Origin of the sequence: Amycolatopsis sp. cmx-11-32 (assembly GCF_047608695.1) — a bacterium.
Taxonomy (GTDB): Bacteria; Actinomycetota; Actinomycetes; order Mycobacteriales; family Pseudonocardiaceae; genus Amycolatopsis.
This window is the reverse complement of the sequence record NZ_JADNQN010000025.1, coordinates 17,019-32,245: the sequence shown is the minus strand read 5'-3', so window position 1 is coordinate 32,245 and position 15,227 is coordinate 17,019. Positions and strand designations below refer to the sequence as shown.

Here is a 15,227-nt window from a genome sequence, read left to right as displayed (position 1 = left end):
ACACCTGATCACCACCGCGCCCGACCGCGCCGTGACCTGGACATGGTCACACTGGCGCCGACGCCACCAACACCGAGCCCGACAAGCCCACTACCAGCGAAGACAAGCCATCAATCACAAAGTGCGGTTGGAGTACTAGGGTCCTGCTACGCGAGACCGCGCTGTTGCGAGCTGGGAGCACGGTTATTCCTGACCGGCCCTGCGTGCGCACAGGGCGTTGGCCGCCATCGGCCGCAGGACTGTTGTCCCAGCAAACAGCAGCGGCGATGCATGTTCGGCCAGCCCCAGGACGCCCCGAGCTACGGGAGGTTGAGCCAGGAGACGTTGCAGGAGAACAGTTAGCCGAGGCGGCAGCGCGAGCTTGCGGTCGGTGTTATCAGCGCGCTCCCGGAGGCAGTTATACCCACATGCTCACGGCGTAGCTGCACAATCGTGGTGACTGAGATTCCGTAGAGCAGGGTAAGAGCACCTGCGACGCGGAGTGGAAGCGGAATGCTCTCGTCATCGAGGCACCGAGGGAGCTGGATGAGCCATTCTTCGTCGTCTCGTACTGGGCGTACACACGGGCGAACATTCCCCCGGTCTCGCGGAGCTGGACAGGGGTGCCCTGCTCGACCACTCGGCCCGCGTCGAGCGCGACCACCGCGTCGGCCGTGGCCAGGGTGGCCGGACGGTGGGCGATGACGATGACCGTGCGGTCGGGGTCGGTGGTCAGATTGGCGATGGCTTCGCTGACCATGGCCTCGTTCTCCGGGTCGAGGGCCGAGCCCGCCTCGTCCAGGCGGGCGGCGCGGGCCGCGGCGTGCAGCTCGTCGTCGGTGGCGTCGGGGCGGGCCAGGCGGAGGTTGTCCTCGATGGTCGTGTCGAACAGGTAGACGTCCTGAAAGACGATGGCGATGTCGTCCAGCAGCGCGGCCGGGTCGAGGTCGCGGACATCGACGCCGCCGACGCGAACCGAGCCCTGGTCCGGGTCGAAGAAACGGGCGACGAGCCGGGTGACCGTCGTCTTGCCCGAGCCAGAAGGGCCGACCAGCGCGGTCGTCGTGCCCGGCGCGCACGGAAGGACACGTCCGACAGCGCGGGCCTGCCCTCGGGGCCGTAGGAGTAGGTGACCCCGGCGAACTCGATGCCCGCGTCACGCTTGTCCGATATCGGGTTCGCCGAGTCGGGCAGCGGCTCCTCGGCGAGGATGTCCTGCACGCGCGTAGTCGCGTTGTCCATCGCGTGCAACACGCCCATCAGCTCGGTCAGCGTGCCCAGCGGCTCCAGGAACCGAACGGCGAGCACGAGCAGGGCGACCGCGTCGGCGACCGGGAGCTGGCCGCTGAGCAGGAAATGCGTCCCCATGATCAGGACCGCGGTGAACCCGAGCATGATGACGCCGGTGTAGGAGAGGTCCGGGAACACGGTGCGGCGCAGCCCGCGGCGGTAGCTGGCGCGGTGCTCGTCCAGGGCGGCGCGCATCCGTCCGCTGCCCACTCGGCCCAGCCCGGCGGCGCGCAGCACCGGTTGCGCTTGACCCAGCTCGATCGCCCGGCCCGCGATCTCGACCGCGGCCTTCTCCAGGTCGCGGTCGACCTCGGCGACGATGCGACCGGAGCGGCGCAGCGCCAGGAAGGCCGCAGGCAGCACCAGGAGCAGCAGCAGTGCGAGCCGCCAGTCCACGAAGAACACCACTGCGACGACGGTGAGCGGGACCAGCGCGCCGCTGATGGTGGGTGGGCCGAAGGTGACGCCGAGGTGCGCCACCGCCCCGGCCGAGGTGGTGATGGTGCGCGAGAGCTTGGCCTTGGCGCTGGAGGTGAACCAGCCCAGCGGCAGCTTGGTCACGTGCGCCATCAGCCGGTTGCGCACCTGGGCGGCGATCCGCATGCTGACGGCGAAGTCGATCGGGGTGGAGACCGCCTTGAGCACCCAGTAAACGGTCACCCCAGCCGCACCCAGCAGCAGCCACGGCAGGGCTGCGTCGATGTCGGGCTCTGGCTGGAGCAGCGCGCGCAGGACGGGAACGAGCAAGGCGAGGATGAGCCCTTGCAGGATCGCCATCGTGCCGTGCACGCCGATGACCTTGGCCAGGTCGGACGGGTGCGGGTGGAGCCGGTGCAGGCGGCCGATCACGAGTCGTCTCCGTTCTGCTGGGCGGCCCACATGCGGCGGTAGAGGCCGTCGTGGGCGAGCAGGGTGGGGTGGTCGCCGGTCTCCACGACGCGGCCGCCGTCGAGCACGACGATCCGGTCGGCGGTGGCGACGGTGTGCAGGCGGTGGGCGATGACGACGACCGTGCGGCCCACGATCAGAGTGGCCAGCGCGTCCTGCACAGCGGCCTCGCTGTCCGGGTCGAGCGCGGCGGTGGCTTCGTCCAGCACCACGATCGGCGCGTCGGCGAGAATGGCGCGGGCGATGGTCAGCCGCTGCCGCTCGCCGCCGGAGAGGCCGCCGCCGACAGCGTCGAGGACGGTGTCGTAGCCGTGCGGCAGCCGCTCGACCACCTCGTCCACACGCGCGGCCCGAGCGGCGGCGCGCACCTGCTCGTCGGTGGCCCCGGGGCGGCCGATCTGGATGTTCTCGGTGATGGTGTCGCGCAGCAGGATGACGTCCTGGAACACCAACGCCATCGACGCCAGCAGCTGCTCCGAGGCCATGTCGCGTACGTCCACGCCGCCGATGCGCACGGAACACGACGAACTCAAGGTCGCCGCCCCCCTCGTCGTCTGACCACGGGGTGCGACACAGGGGGCCTTCGCTATGAGTTCCGTCGGGCACGCGAAGAAGCGGGGATGCCAAAACCCTGTGTCTTATTGGGCGCTACCCCGGCCTCGAATTAGTGACTTGCGTCACGCGAGCGAAATGATCGGGTTGGCCGCCGCCCTGACAATCCCAGCACATTCATGCAGTTCCGGACTTCGCCGTAAACGTCTCGGCACCATGCTCGCGCTAAATCGCGCTGCGACGGGGGAGGACGATGCCGCGCCGGGCGACCTGGTCGCTGATCCTCGCCGCACACTGGCACCGCCTGGCGCCGCTGTGAGAGCGTGACGCGCGGTGATGTCCGATAGTGCATCGTGAGTCGAGCAGATCGCATCAAAAGGACATTGCTTTTCCCGCGGTGCAGGACAAGGCTGAATCTCGCAGACGTCCTCGGATCGAGCGATCGCCCCTGCGGTGATCTTAGTGGCCACGGCCGTCAGATCGAGGGTTTCCTACCGGTGCCTCGGCAGCACACCTGAATGAAGCGCTCCGCGCGACCGGTGTCGTCGCGTCGGGGGAGTGGGTGGCTTCACCGACGTACTCGGTACTTCCGGAGGCGCTGACCTTTGTCATGCTCGCATCGATACCGCTAGGCGAGAATGGCGCAACGATCTTCGCCTGGACATGAACCGCAGAAGTCTCTGAGCTGGATCAAGGAAAGGAAAACAGATGTCGTTCTTCAAGAGAGGTCTTGGCATCGTGGTGATCGCTTTGGCCGGTGTGCTGGTCACCGTGCCGTCGGCGGACGCTGCGACGGGATATGACCGCTGTACGGCGGGGTATATGTGCCTGTTCGCGGGAGATGACGGACAAGGTGCCATGGCACTCTTTCAGGTTGGTTCACCGGACTTGTCCTTGCAGAATTTCGATGATCGTACGAGGAGTTGGAACAACAGGAATTCGAGCTCGTTCTGCATGTATGTCAACAAGAACTATGACAACAGTGCGGGTGCCGGTACCTTTCATTCAGGAACCAAGGGGAACGTTGCCGAATTCAATCGGTACAGCTCACTTCGCCGCTGCTGACGAAGGCCCGCCTCTGGATGGGCTGAACTTCGTCACCGGCGTTGCGCTTTCTCCCTGGAAATCGCGGAGCTGATGATGCGGGCGGCCGTGTCTCCGGACGAGATGTCGACTCCTGCGGAGGCGGTGGCTTTCGAGTGCGACGTCACGCCATCGTTCCCCTGCGCCGTCGGCTGGATGGATGCCGTAGGTGGTCGGACTCGCGAGTCGTGCTTGTTCGCCGGCGCTGATCCAGGACTGGAGAACGGCAGCTTCGGTGTGCTTGTGGCCCAGCTCCGGCTACACCCGCGTCTTGACTGAGGGCATTCGCGTGGTCGTAGGTCGCCGGAGATGCTGATGCGCCGGTCACGCATTGACGAGCGATGGGATGGGACCGCAGAACAGGTCGTGGTCACGTGTCGGCCGGCTGCGGATCGCGGTATCTGCTTCAAGCCCACATCGAACTTCTCTACGCTCTGGCGGTACGGCGGAAGAATCGTGTACCGAGGTGCAGGTTCGATGGTCGCCTGGGGCGGTGATCAGTCGGCGCGGTGTGTGGGGTGAGCACAGAGCGCCGGCCTCGGCCGGTTCGTGCGGTACTGCCGCCCACGCCGGCGGGAACCGGTCGTCGTGTCCGATATCGCCACCGACCGGTTCTGGAGGATTTCCAGGCTGGCTTGGCAAGCCAAGCCAGCCTGGACGCCTGCTGGCCGACGCCGACCCTGGCCCGTGACGGGGCCTGCTGGAACCTTCCCCATGTACCGTCGTGTCCAGCGCGTCCCGCAGGACTCCGCCCCCGCCCGAGTTTCGGCCGGCACCGCGGCCCTGATTATCGAACGCCACTATAACGAGCAGGCAGGGCAAAACGCGGAGGACAGGCCGCCCGGTATTCCCTCCCGGCCGTTCTGGAGCTAAGGTGGCAGACAGGAGCGCGGGTGTCTCTGAAATTCAGCTAACTGGCATGTCGCATGCGCGAGAAGTGAAAGGACGTCGCCATGAAAAGTCAGCCTGAAGCTGTCGGAACTCCGCTGATTCGCACGGATTTCTCCGATCCGGCTCGCTGGGAGGCATTGCGAACGGCGGTGGAGACACCGAACGAGGACGACTTCCTGGCGCATGTGCACTTTGTGGACGACCAAGCCTATCGCGACATGACCGCCGAGCAGCTTCTGCCGTTGATCGGTCCACATTCGCTCTTCATCGTCGCCGACAGACGGGCATTGTCTGATTTCGGCCAGCCGTTACTGTGCATATACCGAGGTGGCCAGCAAACTGAACAGCTAAGAGTTATCTCTAGAGAGTTGTGGTCAATCGAGAACAACATTTCCTTGGCGAACATGGACTGGGACGAGTTCGCCCGCGCGGCAGACGACGACGGCGTCTTCCGAGGGTTTTGAGCTGCAAATCGCGCCGGAATAGACGTGGTATCCCGCAGCAGGCCTGCTTACGTTGGACAACGATGTCAACATGAACACGATCTCGGGGAACGTCACACGATCGTTTACCGGGCGGGGCCCCGCTGACGTGACTCAATTCTGGGATCAACGCCTACAGCTCATCCGGACCCAAGCGCGGGGATAGATCTTTGCCTCGCCATCAGCACAGGGGTTGCGACGGCATCGGCACCGTCTGCGAAGTCGGAGAAAGCGTGTGGTCACCGGCCAAGGCTGCCTTGACCGGCATCCGGTCCCGCATCGGACCGATGAACCTTGACCTGACTGGTGCGACGCATGCGTCAGCACTGCTCTGGCCGAGCTCAGCTCCTGGTGAGCCCGAGGTGCTCAGTCAGGAACTCAGCCCGGTCGGCATACGCGGCCACGTCGTTGATCACGTGCCCCGAGTCGTACCATCGCTGCTGCTTGGGCTGCGGCGCCATCGCGTAGAACTCCTCGGACTCCGCCGCGGTGACACCGATGTCGAACCGCGCGAACTGGTAGAGCACTGGGACTCGCACGTCACCGATGAAATGTTCCGCGTCGTACGGCGCCATCTCGGCCAGGGTCCGCTCGAACAACTCCGGCGGCAACGACGCCCGCATCCGTGCGACCTCGGGGTGGTGGGTGTTGCGCCAGTGATGCGTCAGGCCCGCCATCGGCACTTCGAGTACGAAACACGCAAACCGCTGGTCGAGCCCGGCAATCACCGCCATCATCATCGCACCACCGCTGTGCCCGACACCCGCGATCCGATCTGTCCGGCCCAGCAGCAGATCCGCGCCCCGACGCAGGGCCAGCATCGACCGGCGGATCGCGGCCACCTGGTCGTCATCGACGTACTGGAACTGCAAGCACAATCCGATCCCGCCCGATCTGGCCAGCGCGATCGCCTCCGGCAGGAACCCCTCCGTGCCACTGGTGGTGTGCATGTACAGCACGCCCGCCCTGGGTGTGCCGTCGGGCTCGACCAAGTATCCTGTGACGCGGCCGCCCTCGGCGTTTTCGAACGAGCAACGGGAAATCGTCACACCGGGACGGACGGCAAGTAGTTCGGAAGTTTCGTGCAGCGGGGCAGACGGGTCGCAGTGCAAGTCGGGCACGAATTCAGTATATACGCGCCCGACAGCGGTTGACCCGATTTTTGCCGTCTTTAACAAGCTCAACCTGTTGCTTGCCAAACGGGTGGGGCCCTGCCGACGGCGTTTTCCAGCGGACGCTTCGATTTCGTCGTTGCACGGCGTTGCGGGCAGTCCGGGATGAACAACCGGATCGAGCTGAGCTCTTTCGGAGCAGTGAACACTGAGTCCATTTTCTGGCGATGTTCGTGGCGATGATGACGACTTTCGCCGTCTGCGGACAGCTTCAGTCCTGCTCGACAGTTCCCAGACAGCTCCACTCACATGTGGAGGCCTTCACCTGTCAGCATGACAGGCCTAACCACCCCAACCCGAATTACACCTCAAGTGCTCGCTGATGCGGAATATGGCACTTCGATACTTGTCTGTTTATCGATGCGTGAACAGTGAGGTGGCAGGGATCGGCGTCGGGGCTGAGCAGCCTATACGCGTGAATCTCGGGGCAGCAACCCTGTAGGACCGCTCGGTGGTAACACAGCGAAGACGGTCACCTCGTCGTCCTACTGCGGTTGGGCAGACGGCATCACCGTGAGCTGGGAGAGGCAGGTCCCCACCGGACGGCTCACCGCGTAAGCGATCGCGTCAGCGACGGTAGCCGGATCGAGCAGTTTCCCACTACGGACCGCCGAGGCGAGCCGATCGCGGATGCCGGTATGAGTGGTGTGTTCGAACAGTTCGGTGGCAACGCCACCGGGTTTGACGTCGGTGACTCTAAGTCCCGTGGCGGCGAGTTCCACACGTAGAGCTCGGGATAGATAGGACAGTGCGGCCTTCGTCGCGCCGTAGACGGCGAATGCGGAGACGGGGACGTCAGCGCCGGTACTGGAGACGTTGACGACGTCCGCGGCCCTCCCGGCGCTAGCTGCGGCTTGGAGACTGGGGAGCAGTGTGCGAGTCGTGTGGAGAACCGCGCTTACGTTCAGGTCGAGCATCTGCCGCCATTCTTCGTCGCGACCCTCGGTCAGTGGATTGGGGAGCATGACGGCGGCGTTGTTGACCAGGAGATCGACGGTCTTGAGGTTGACACGATCACCGAGTGCTTCGACTGCGTGCCGATCGGTGAGATCTGCCGGTATCGCTACGGCCTGGTCGCCGATCTCGTCGGCGAGTGCCTTCAGGCGGTCGGCACGACGGGCGACGAGAACGACACGAGCACCGTCTTCGGCGAGACGACGGGCGGTAGCGGCCCCGATTCCGGACGCGGCACCGGTGATCAGTGCTTGCCGCCCGGCAAGTGGTGCGGTAGAAGTTGTCGACATGGTCGGAAGTCTGACCCCGTCCCAGATGGTGTATCCAGGCCTGGTTCTGACTAGGTTGGATTGACCCATGTTACGGTCGGATCGATCGTGGATGATGGAACCATGTGTTCGGAACTAGGCGGCTTCCTCCGGTCCCGGCGTGCTCGCATCCAGCCGGCCGACGTAGGGCTCAGCCCACAGGGCCGGCGTCGGGTGCCCGGATTGCGTCGCGATGAGGTGGCCGTAGCGGCCGGGGTGAGCACCGATTACTACACCCGCGTCGAGCAGGGGAGAGCGACACCGTCGTGGCAGGTGCTGGACGCGGTGGCCGCCGTGCTGCGGCTCGACGACGTCGAACGTGAACATCTGCTTCGCCTGACCGGTCCTCGGTTGTGGCCACAGCGTTGTGAACAGCACGCGGCGGAGGGCGTGCAAGCCGGGATGCGGGAGATCTTGGTTCGGCTGGTGGATCTACCCGCCGTCGTCCTGAGTGGAACTCTGGACGTACTCGCGTGGACACCCCTCGCGGCCGAGCTTCTCGGTCTGCACCCCGACGGTGAGCGCAATATGGCGCGTAGACTCTTCCTGCAGCCGGAGAGCCGCCTTCTTTATCCTGAGTGGAACACCGTAGCAGCGGAAACAGTGAGTCATCTGCGCCGGATTTCGGTAGAACGGCCGTCAGATGTCGAGCTTGTGCACCTCGTGCGGGAACTCTCTGTCACATCCGCCGATTTCGCTCGGCTATGGCGCAGGCACGATGTGGCAGCTGGAACTAGCCGTCGTAAGGTCTTCTACCATCCTCAGGCAGGCTGCTTCGAGCTCGAACCCGAAGTACTGGCCTCTGCCCGTGACCGGCAAACGTTGTGTATCTATCGGGCGGAGACGGGAACCGTCGGCGCGGATGCGCTGGTATCGCTCAAGACGCTCGATCTCGCGGGCTCGGACGACCGGCTGGCTGAGGCACCTCGAAATAGGCAGATTCGTGACGGCATGCGGCAAACACCGCGTCGGCAGGGTGTCCTCGCCTCAAGCGGGGCCACTCCTCGCGCCATCGGCTTGTCCGAACTCGGTGCCCGCGAGGTGAGGGTCGGGCTGGAGGGCGTCGACCGGTGAGTCCCGTTCGAACGACGGCGCAGGTCGGCGTCGCCCGCTTCGTCGAGGAGGCGAGCGAAGGTGAACCGCGTCCCGGTCCATCCACCCAGTGTCCGACGCCGGGGCCTGAGTCGCTAGTCGCCGTCCTGGCGGCTGCGCCAGGCGCCGAACGCGGATTCGGAGCAGTACCGCTAATGCCGCGGCGGTGCCGGTGGTGTGGTCCGGCGAGCCGACCCGGCCACGTTTAGGAACGTCACCGCCGCGAGATGGACCACGATCATCCCCGGTTGTGGCCTCTCGTTTCAGTGCCAGCAGCATCGCCGAGTCAGGAACGGTATCGAGGTCGTGTCCAGCTGGAGCACGCGATCGACGCCGCCACGGCTTCGGCACCCTGAGGATGCTGAGGCACCGATACGGGCGCCCGTGCTCGTCGACGCCGGCGAGCACGGGGGCGGAACTTCGTTGCCAGTCCGCGCGCCCGCCGATGGAGATCAAGGGCATCGGGTTCCGGGGGATCAAGACCGAGGTGGTGGTCATCGTGTGGGGCGATGACATCAGCGCATCGGCGGGATTCGCGTTGCGGCAGTCCGATATTCGACACTCGCTGGCAGTTGGGTGCCGCGATCACGTTGATTCGCCGACCGCCGGAGGTTAGGCGTAGCCGCGTTTGAGCATCATGCCGGCGGCCTTGTCGAACTCGGCGTCGGTTGGGATGGCGAAGTCCAATGCGTTGGCGTAGCGGGTGACGATGTTGAACACGGCTGCGACCGCGGCCGCGTCTTCGAGCTGTTGCCGGGTGGCCCCTGCGGCCAGCGCCGTTCGGATTTGTCCGCCCTCCAGTTCGTCAGGACGCAGGGTCACGGTTTCCAGGACGGTGAGTGTGGCGCGCAGGGGGTCCGAGATCGGCGCGGTTCGGTAGTCGGTGAGGGCCGCGTCGGCCACCGTCTTGTCCATTCCGTGCACGGCGATGGCCCGGTGAGCTCCGATGCAGAACGGACACGAGTTCCACTTGGCGACCATCGCGGCCATCAGTTTCCGCTCTGCTATGGACCATTCGCTCGGCCCGCGCATCGCATCCTGCGTCCACGCGCCGAGCGCTGTGCCGACGAAGCCCTTGTGGTAGAAGGCAACGCGGGCCGCGTCCGGGAGGCGCGCTCCCAGTGCCAGGGAGATGACCCGGATCAGCGTCCTGGTGCGGAGACTGTCACCGCGTTCGACTTCAGGCAGGCGCATCGGTCGCCTCCGCGATCACTCGGGTGGCGGCGTCCCATCGGGCCAGGCCCGCCCCGACGCAGGCGGACATGACGATCTCGAACGCGGCCTTGTCGCTGCCGGCCGCCTGCCGGACGGCGTCGAGTTCGGCGTCGGTCACCCGGTAGGAGGCATCACCGATCTGCCGGGCCAGATCGTCGTACGGTTCGGCGACAGGCGGCCCGCCCGCCGAGCGGGCCGCCACCGCGGTCCGCAGCGCCACCTCGGTGATTCCGGTGTCGCCGGCCATCGCCGAGCGCAGCGTCTCCGCGTGATAGCGGTGTGAGTCGTCGGCGCCTGTGCTCATGTGGCCTTTCCGCTGACGCTGGGATCGGGTCCGGTGTGGACGGTATCGGCTTCAGTCCCCGGCGGCATCCCGTTGTGTCGCGGCGCGGAACCGCTCGAGATACAGCGGCCAGCCCGAGCCGGCACTTAGGCTCGTGAAGCTCTCCCAGCCCTCGCCGTGCCGGTCGAGATGCCGGTGTTCGAGCGAGACCCGGGTATGTTCGGCACCGTCGGCGATGAACCGGATCTCGACCTCGCTGGTGTGGCTGGGGTCGGACTCCAGCTGCCAGCGCGGGCTGATGTCCCAGCTGAGGACCAGCCGCTCCGACGGCTCGTACGCCAGGACCCGCGCCCAGGTGCAGCGGCTGCCGTCGGAGCCCACGTCGTACACGGTGCCGCCGGCCCGAGGTTCCAGCACGGTCCGCTTGATCGGCGTCGCGAGCAGGTTGTGCTCGCGAGGCTTGATTTCGTCGAACCGTTCGGTAAACACGCCGAAGGCGTTCTTCTTGCCGACATCGACGACGACGTCGGCCTTCACGGAGGTCACGGCTTGGGAAGTGCTGCTCATGGGGGTGGGTCCTTTCGGTGAATCGTCAGTTGACGCACCAGAGGACGAATAACCACCGGGCTTCTCGACAGCTCAGTTCATCGAGTTTCCGGTTTTTTGAGAGCGCGCATGCGGCCGGCGAGGTAGCGCTGGTCGGCGGGGTTGGTGGCGAGCTCGTGTGCGCGCCGGTACGCCGCGACCGCGTCGTCGGTGCGGCCGAGACGGCGTAGGAGGTCGGCGCGGGCGGCGTGTAGCAGGTGGTAGCCGTCGAGGCCCTCGATCCGGTCGATCAACGCTAGCCCCTCGTCCGGGGTGGTGGCCATGGCAACCGCCACAGCGTGGTTGAGCGCGACCACCGGCGACGGGGTCGCCGTGAGCAGCTGCTCGTACAGCGCGGCGATCGCGGGCCAGTTCGTCTCCTCGGCCGTCGGCGCCTGGGCGTGCAGGATCGCGATGGTCGCCTGCAGGAGATATTGCCCGGGCGTCCCGAACCGCAGGGCCCGGTCGAGAAGCCGGACGGCTTCGCCGATCCCGGCGCGGTCCCAGCGGGACCGGTCCTGGTCCTTGAGCAGGACCACGTCCCCGGCCGGCGTGTACCGGGCGGCCGAGCGCGCTTGGTGGATCAGCAGTAGCGCGCTCAGGGCAAGAGGTTCCGGTTCGTCGGGCATGAGGGTGGCGACGAGCTTGGCGAGGCGGACTGCCTCCTGCTGCAACTCGCGGTACTCCGGCTCGCCGCCGCCGACGGTGTAGCCGCGGGTGAAGATCAAGTAGATCACCGCGAGGACGCCGGAGAGCCGCTCGGGCAGAAGGTGGTCGGCGGGAACGTCGAGGCTGATGCCCGCATCGCGGATCTTGCGCTTCGCCCGCACCAGGCGCTGGGCGAGTGTGGGTTCGGCGACGAGGAAGGTGCGGGCGATCTGCCCGGCGGTCATCCCGGCCACGGCCTGCAGCGTCAGCGCGACGCGGGCTTCTTCGGCCAGGGCGGGATGGCAGCAGGTGAAGATGAGGCTGAGCCGCTCGTCGCCGACGCCGAGCAGGCTGCTCTCGCCGAGGTCCATGGTCGTCGCCTCCGGTCTCGGTCCGAGTTCGGCGAGCTTGTCCCGGCCATTGCGGGCACGCCGGAGCCGGTCGATGGCGCTGTTGCGGGCCGCGGTCAGCAGCCAGGCCACCGGATCGTCCGGCACGGCGGCGTCCCATTTGCGCAGGGCGAGCGCGCAGGCGTCCTGCAACGCGTCCTCGGCCAGCTCGAAGTCGCCGAGGACGCGGACCAGTGCCGCGAGCATGCGGGACCGGTGTTCGCGGTAGACGGCGCGCAGGACCGGCGCCGGGCTCATACTCCGGCCGAGGGCCGGTGGTCGAGGTCGGGAACTCCGGCGATTGGGCGGACTTCGATCGTGCCCACCTCGGCCAGCGGGCACAGCGCGGCCAGTTCGAGTGCTTCGTCGAGGTCGCGGCAGTCGAGGATGTAGGCGCCGCCGAGGTGTTCGTGGGTCTCGGGGAAGGGGCCGTCGGTGATCAAGGTCTTGCCGTCGCGGACGCTGACCGTGGTGGCGGTGTGCTCGCCTTGGAGCGGATGCCCGGCGACGAACACGCCGCGGCGGCGGCACTCTTCGGCGAAGGCGTTCACCCTGGCGAGCGCCTCGGGGAACGCCGGATCCGCGGGTTCGGGCCGGTCGCAGTTGTAGATCAGCAGCATGTAGTGCACGGGTCCTCCAGCTCGGGCGGTGTCGATCCGTCGAAGAGGATGACGAACGGCTTGACCGTAACTCGACAGGTCGCGTCAAGCTTCTCTGAACCCGTCAGGTCGGGGCCCCGTCCCGTGGCGGTGGCGTTCGACGATGTGCCGGGCGACGTGGGCGGCGTCGTGGCCGACGAAACCGAGCAGGGCCGAGCCGGCGGTCCGCTGCCACGGCAGGCCGAGGACGTACAGTCCGTCGACCGGGGTGTGCGCGCCGTGATGGCGGAGCCGCCCACCGGTGAGCGCGTCCGGGATGTGTACCCAAACAGGAGGTCCTGGTGGGAACGGAACAGCGAGTCCCGGTCAGTCACATTTGTTGACAGCCGGGTTACGCAGACCCCGGTTGCCGAGTACGACGTCCTAATAAGAGATAACCCGTGAGTTCTGGGGTTCCTCGTCGGGAACGCGAGGGTCCGATCCGCCCAGGACCAGGGCGTTCCCACTCCTTCGGGTGATCATCTGTCGTTCTGACTCAACTTCAGCTTCTGTGAACCGATCTCGAACAGGTCGAGGATGTGCGGACAGGACTGAAGGCGGGGCTGCGGGTTGAGTCTGGCGGTTGTGCGGGATCTCCGCGAGCGGCGGTCGCCGGCGAGTCCGGAGGAGTTGGCGCAGTTCGAGACCGACGTGCTGGCCGGGTTCGTGCTCGCCCGTGCCTCGGCCGGGCTGGCCGATGGCACAATCAGCTCCGATGTCGGCCACCTCGAACAGGTGCGGACCTGGTTCGGGAAACCCTTGTGGGACATGGAACCCGCTGACGCCGACACCTACTTCGGCAAGGTGCTGCGGACCGCCGCGAAGGGCACTCGGCTGGCGCGGGCGCAGGCGGTGACGACGTTCTTCGCGTTCCTGGAGCTGAGGCACAAGGTCGAGATCCATGCCCTGACCGGCCGGATTGTCGAATGCCCGATCGACGAGATGAACAAGCCCCGTGGTCGCAAGCAAGCCGCGCTTCGCATTCCGCCGACCGACGCCGAGGTCACCACCCTGTTCGCCGGCTGGCGCGGAGAGCTGGTGACCTGCCGCAAGTTCGCGCCGACCGCCCGGAACTTCGTCGCCGCGAAGCTGATGTCGCAGGTCGGCCTCCGGGTCAACGAGGCTCGCAGCCTGGACCTTGCCGACGTGAAGTGGGAGCTGGGCCGGTTCGGCAAGCTGCACGTCCGGATCGGTAAGGGCGCCCGTGGCAGCGGACCGCGCGAGCGCGGCCAGCACCTGTTCGTCGGTGTCCACTGTGGTCATCGCCAGCACCGCTGGCGGTTGCGGCAGGCTGCGGATCTCCGCGGTGGCCGCGATCCCGTCCACCTGTGGCATTCGCAGGTCCATCAGCACGACGTCGGGCTGGTACCGGACCGCGGCCTCGGTGCCCGCGGCGCCGTCATAGGTCACCGCGTCCACGACGATCCGGCCGGTGTCGGACAGGATCGTGCGCAGGAACTCACCGACCATGGGCTCGTCATCGACCACGACGACATGCACGACATCATCGGCAGTCAGCTCTGCTGCGTCGGCTCGGTCCACGTACCATCCCGGAAGTCCGTACGGGCCGCCCCGTCGAGGGGCAGGATCACCTGCACAGCGTAGCCGCCGCCGGATTCGGCGGCATGCTCGCAGCTACCGCCGAGCATGCCGACCCGCCTGCGCATCGCCTCGATGCCCCGCCCAGAGCCGGTGCCGCTACCCTCGGCCGTTCCTGGTCCGTTGCGGATGGTCACCCGCACCACGTCGCCGTCGGTGGCCACGGTGACCCGGACTTCGCTGCCCGGCGCGTGTTTGCGCGCATTGGTCAGTCCTTCCTGGACGACCCTGGACACGGTGCTCGCGGTCGCCGGTGGCAGTTCCGGTTGCTCCCCCTCGCGGCGCAACTCCACCCGCTGCCCGGCTTCCACCGCCCTGGCGACAAGCGTCTCCGGCGGATCGTCGGCCGGTCGGTTGCCCAGCCGCACCGATGCCGGACCGGCTGGTGCGTCGAGCAGTGCGAGGATGTTCCGCAGTTCGTCCAGTCCCGCGTTGCCGAGTCCGCTCATCCGTTCCGCGGCCGAGCGGGTCTCGGCTTCCTTGCTGCTGACGGTCAACGCGTTGGCGTGCAACACCAGCAGGGTCAGTAAGTGACCGAGGGTGTCGTGCAGATCGGCCGCCAGCCGTTGCCGTTCGTCGGAGCACCGCTGTCCCGGCCGAGCCCGTGGTGCCGTCCAGTCCGTCGAGCACGCCGGCGAGCGTCACGTGTGCGACGGCGATCGCGGCGGAAATCTGCAGCTGCCGTGGCGTCCGTGCGCATTCGACGACCCGCACGGTCGCCCAGGCCAGTGCGACGGGCACCCACGGCACCGCCTGCTCGGCCAGGAGATGCTGCCACGGCGAGGGAGTCGCCCGCAGCAGCGACGCCACGAGCACCACGGCGCCGAGGCCGAGATCGGGGCGCGCGGGCATGCCCGCCACGAGTGCCGACGCGAGCAGTTGCCCGGCCAGTCCGATGCCCAGTGTCGCCGCGAGTCCCGGCCACGGTTCGCCGAGCACGGCCGCGGCGAACCCGGTGCCGGGCAGCGCGAGCAGCGCGGTGATGATCAGCAGGTACCGCTCACGTCGGGCGTTGCGCACCGGCCGGCCGGATTCGTCCGTCGTGGCCACCCCGCGATGGTACGCCCGCCCGGCCCGGCCGCAGTCGGGCCGGGCCGAGGTGTGGACGTTCCTCGCGCCGGACTGACTTTCGTCGCACGGATTCCGACGAACGATCCGCCAGGACTGGTCGTCCGCGAG

General features: G+C 67.0%; 16 protein-coding genes and 2 pseudogenes. 5 read left to right on the top strand and 13 right to left on the bottom strand.

Annotated features, from left to right (window positions below; translation table 11 throughout):
- Window positions 1-397: 397 nt before the first annotated feature.
- From ACM6LR_RS38535 to ACM6LR_RS38520, 4 genes and pseudogenes are all read right to left on the bottom strand, one after another.
- Window positions 398-739 carry a hypothetical protein gene (locus ACM6LR_RS38535; RefSeq protein WP_414942800.1) on the bottom strand — a complete coding sequence of 114 codons (342 nt, stop codon included), beginning with the start codon at window positions 737-739 and terminating at the stop codon, window positions 398-400.
- A 93-nt stretch (window positions 740-832) separates the two neighbouring features.
- Window positions 833-1,033, bottom strand: a pseudogene (locus ACM6LR_RS38530) (ATP-binding cassette domain-containing protein); the annotation flags it as partial.
- Window positions 1,034-1,326: 293 nt separating this feature from the next.
- Window positions 1,327-2,046, bottom strand: a pseudogene (locus ACM6LR_RS38525) (ABC transporter transmembrane domain-containing protein); the annotation flags it as partial.
- 68 nt (window positions 2,047-2,114) lie between these two features.
- Window positions 2,115-2,690: an ATP-binding cassette domain-containing protein gene (locus tag ACM6LR_RS38520; protein ID WP_414945563.1), complete on the bottom strand. Its 576-nt coding sequence runs from the start codon at window positions 2,688-2,690 to the stop codon at window positions 2,115-2,117.
- Window positions 2,691-3,417: 727 nt separating this feature from the next.
- On the opposite strand from ACM6LR_RS38520, the gene ACM6LR_RS38515 reads away from it, so the two are divergent.
- Together ACM6LR_RS38515 and ACM6LR_RS38510 are read left to right on the top strand one after the other, a co-directional pair.
- On the top strand, window positions 3,418-3,774 hold the full coding sequence (locus ACM6LR_RS38515) for a peptidase inhibitor family I36 protein (RefSeq protein WP_414942799.1): 357 nt from the start codon (window positions 3,418-3,420) through the stop codon (window positions 3,772-3,774).
- A gap of 971 nt (window positions 3,775-4,745) precedes the next feature.
- Entirely contained in the window at window positions 4,746-5,147 is a 402-nt protein-coding gene (locus ACM6LR_RS38510; protein WP_414942798.1) for a DUF6924 domain-containing protein, read from the top strand.
- A 359-nt stretch (window positions 5,148-5,506) separates the two neighbouring features.
- On the opposite strand, the gene ACM6LR_RS38505 is transcribed toward ACM6LR_RS38510, so the two are convergent.
- Together ACM6LR_RS38505 and ACM6LR_RS38500 are read right to left on the bottom strand one after the other, a co-directional pair.
- Window positions 5,507-6,157, bottom strand: coding sequence for a prolyl oligopeptidase family serine peptidase (locus tag ACM6LR_RS38505; protein WP_414945562.1), 651 nt, complete (start codon window positions 6,155-6,157; stop codon window positions 5,507-5,509).
- Between the two features lie 665 nt (window positions 6,158-6,822).
- Window positions 6,823-7,581 carry an SDR family oxidoreductase gene (locus ACM6LR_RS38500; RefSeq protein ID WP_414945561.1) on the bottom strand — a complete coding sequence of 253 codons (759 nt, stop codon included), beginning with the start codon at window positions 7,579-7,581 and terminating at the stop codon, window positions 6,823-6,825.
- 102 nt (window positions 7,582-7,683) lie between these two features.
- Here ACM6LR_RS38500 and ACM6LR_RS38495 point away from each other — a divergent pair, with 102 nt between their 5' ends.
- A complete protein-coding gene (locus tag ACM6LR_RS38495; RefSeq protein WP_414945566.1) occupies window positions 7,684-8,673 on the top strand; it encodes a helix-turn-helix domain-containing protein in 990 nt (329 codons plus the stop codon).
- A 630-nt stretch (window positions 8,674-9,303) separates the two neighbouring features.
- Here the strand turns inward: ACM6LR_RS38495 and ACM6LR_RS38490 are convergent.
- The 5 genes from ACM6LR_RS38490 to ACM6LR_RS38470 all read right to left on the bottom strand — a co-directional run bounded on the left by ACM6LR_RS38490 (window position 9,304) and on the right by ACM6LR_RS38470 (window position 12,440).
- On the bottom strand, window positions 9,304-9,885 hold the full coding sequence (locus ACM6LR_RS38490) for a carboxymuconolactone decarboxylase family protein (RefSeq protein ID WP_414945560.1): 582 nt from the start codon (window positions 9,883-9,885) through the stop codon (window positions 9,304-9,306).
- The gene (locus ACM6LR_RS38485) at window positions 9,872-10,210 is read right to left on the bottom strand and encodes a hypothetical protein (protein WP_414942794.1); all 339 of its coding nucleotides are present in this window, start codon (window positions 10,208-10,210) and stop codon (window positions 9,872-9,874) included. The genes ACM6LR_RS38490 and ACM6LR_RS38485 overlap by 14 nt, the downstream gene beginning before the upstream one ends.
- Window positions 10,211-10,261: 51 nt before the next feature.
- Window positions 10,262-10,756: an SRPBCC family protein gene (locus ACM6LR_RS38480; RefSeq protein WP_414942793.1), complete on the bottom strand. Its 495-nt coding sequence runs from the start codon at window positions 10,754-10,756 to the stop codon at window positions 10,262-10,264.
- A gap of 77 nt (window positions 10,757-10,833) precedes the next feature.
- The gene (locus tag ACM6LR_RS38475; protein ID WP_414945559.1) at window positions 10,834-12,069 is read right to left on the bottom strand and encodes an RNA polymerase sigma factor; all 1,236 of its coding nucleotides are present in this window, start codon (window positions 12,067-12,069) and stop codon (window positions 10,834-10,836) included.
- Entirely contained in the window at window positions 12,066-12,440 is a 375-nt protein-coding gene (locus tag ACM6LR_RS38470) for a YciI family protein (protein WP_414942791.1), read from the bottom strand. Before ACM6LR_RS38470 ends, ACM6LR_RS38475 begins: the two co-directional genes overlap by 4 nt.
- Window positions 12,441-12,554: 114 nt before the next feature.
- Between ACM6LR_RS38470 and ACM6LR_RS38465 the strand changes: the two genes are divergently transcribed.
- Window positions 12,555-12,854: a hypothetical protein gene (locus ACM6LR_RS38465; protein ID WP_414942807.1), complete on the top strand. Its 300-nt coding sequence runs from the start codon at window positions 12,555-12,557 to the stop codon at window positions 12,852-12,854.
- Here ACM6LR_RS38465 and ACM6LR_RS38460 read toward each other — a convergent pair.
- Window positions 12,834-13,919 (bottom strand): response regulator transcription factor, encoded by a 1,086-nt coding sequence (locus tag ACM6LR_RS38460; RefSeq protein ID WP_414945565.1) that lies wholly within the window; start codon window positions 13,917-13,919, stop codon window positions 12,834-12,836. The two genes, ACM6LR_RS38465 and ACM6LR_RS38460, sit on opposite strands and share 21 nt — an antisense overlap.
- 44 nt (window positions 13,920-13,963) lie before the next feature.
- A complete protein-coding gene (locus tag ACM6LR_RS38455; protein ID WP_414942803.1) occupies window positions 13,964-14,611 on the bottom strand; it encodes a sensor histidine kinase in 648 nt (215 codons plus the stop codon).
- Between the two features lie 287 nt (window positions 14,612-14,898).
- On the opposite strand from ACM6LR_RS38455, the gene ACM6LR_RS38450 reads away from it, so the two are divergent.
- Window positions 14,899-15,174 carry a hypothetical protein gene (locus ACM6LR_RS38450; RefSeq protein WP_414942790.1) on the top strand — a complete coding sequence of 92 codons (276 nt, stop codon included), beginning with the start codon at window positions 14,899-14,901 and terminating at the stop codon, window positions 15,172-15,174.
- Window positions 15,175-15,227 lie beyond the last annotated feature (53 nt).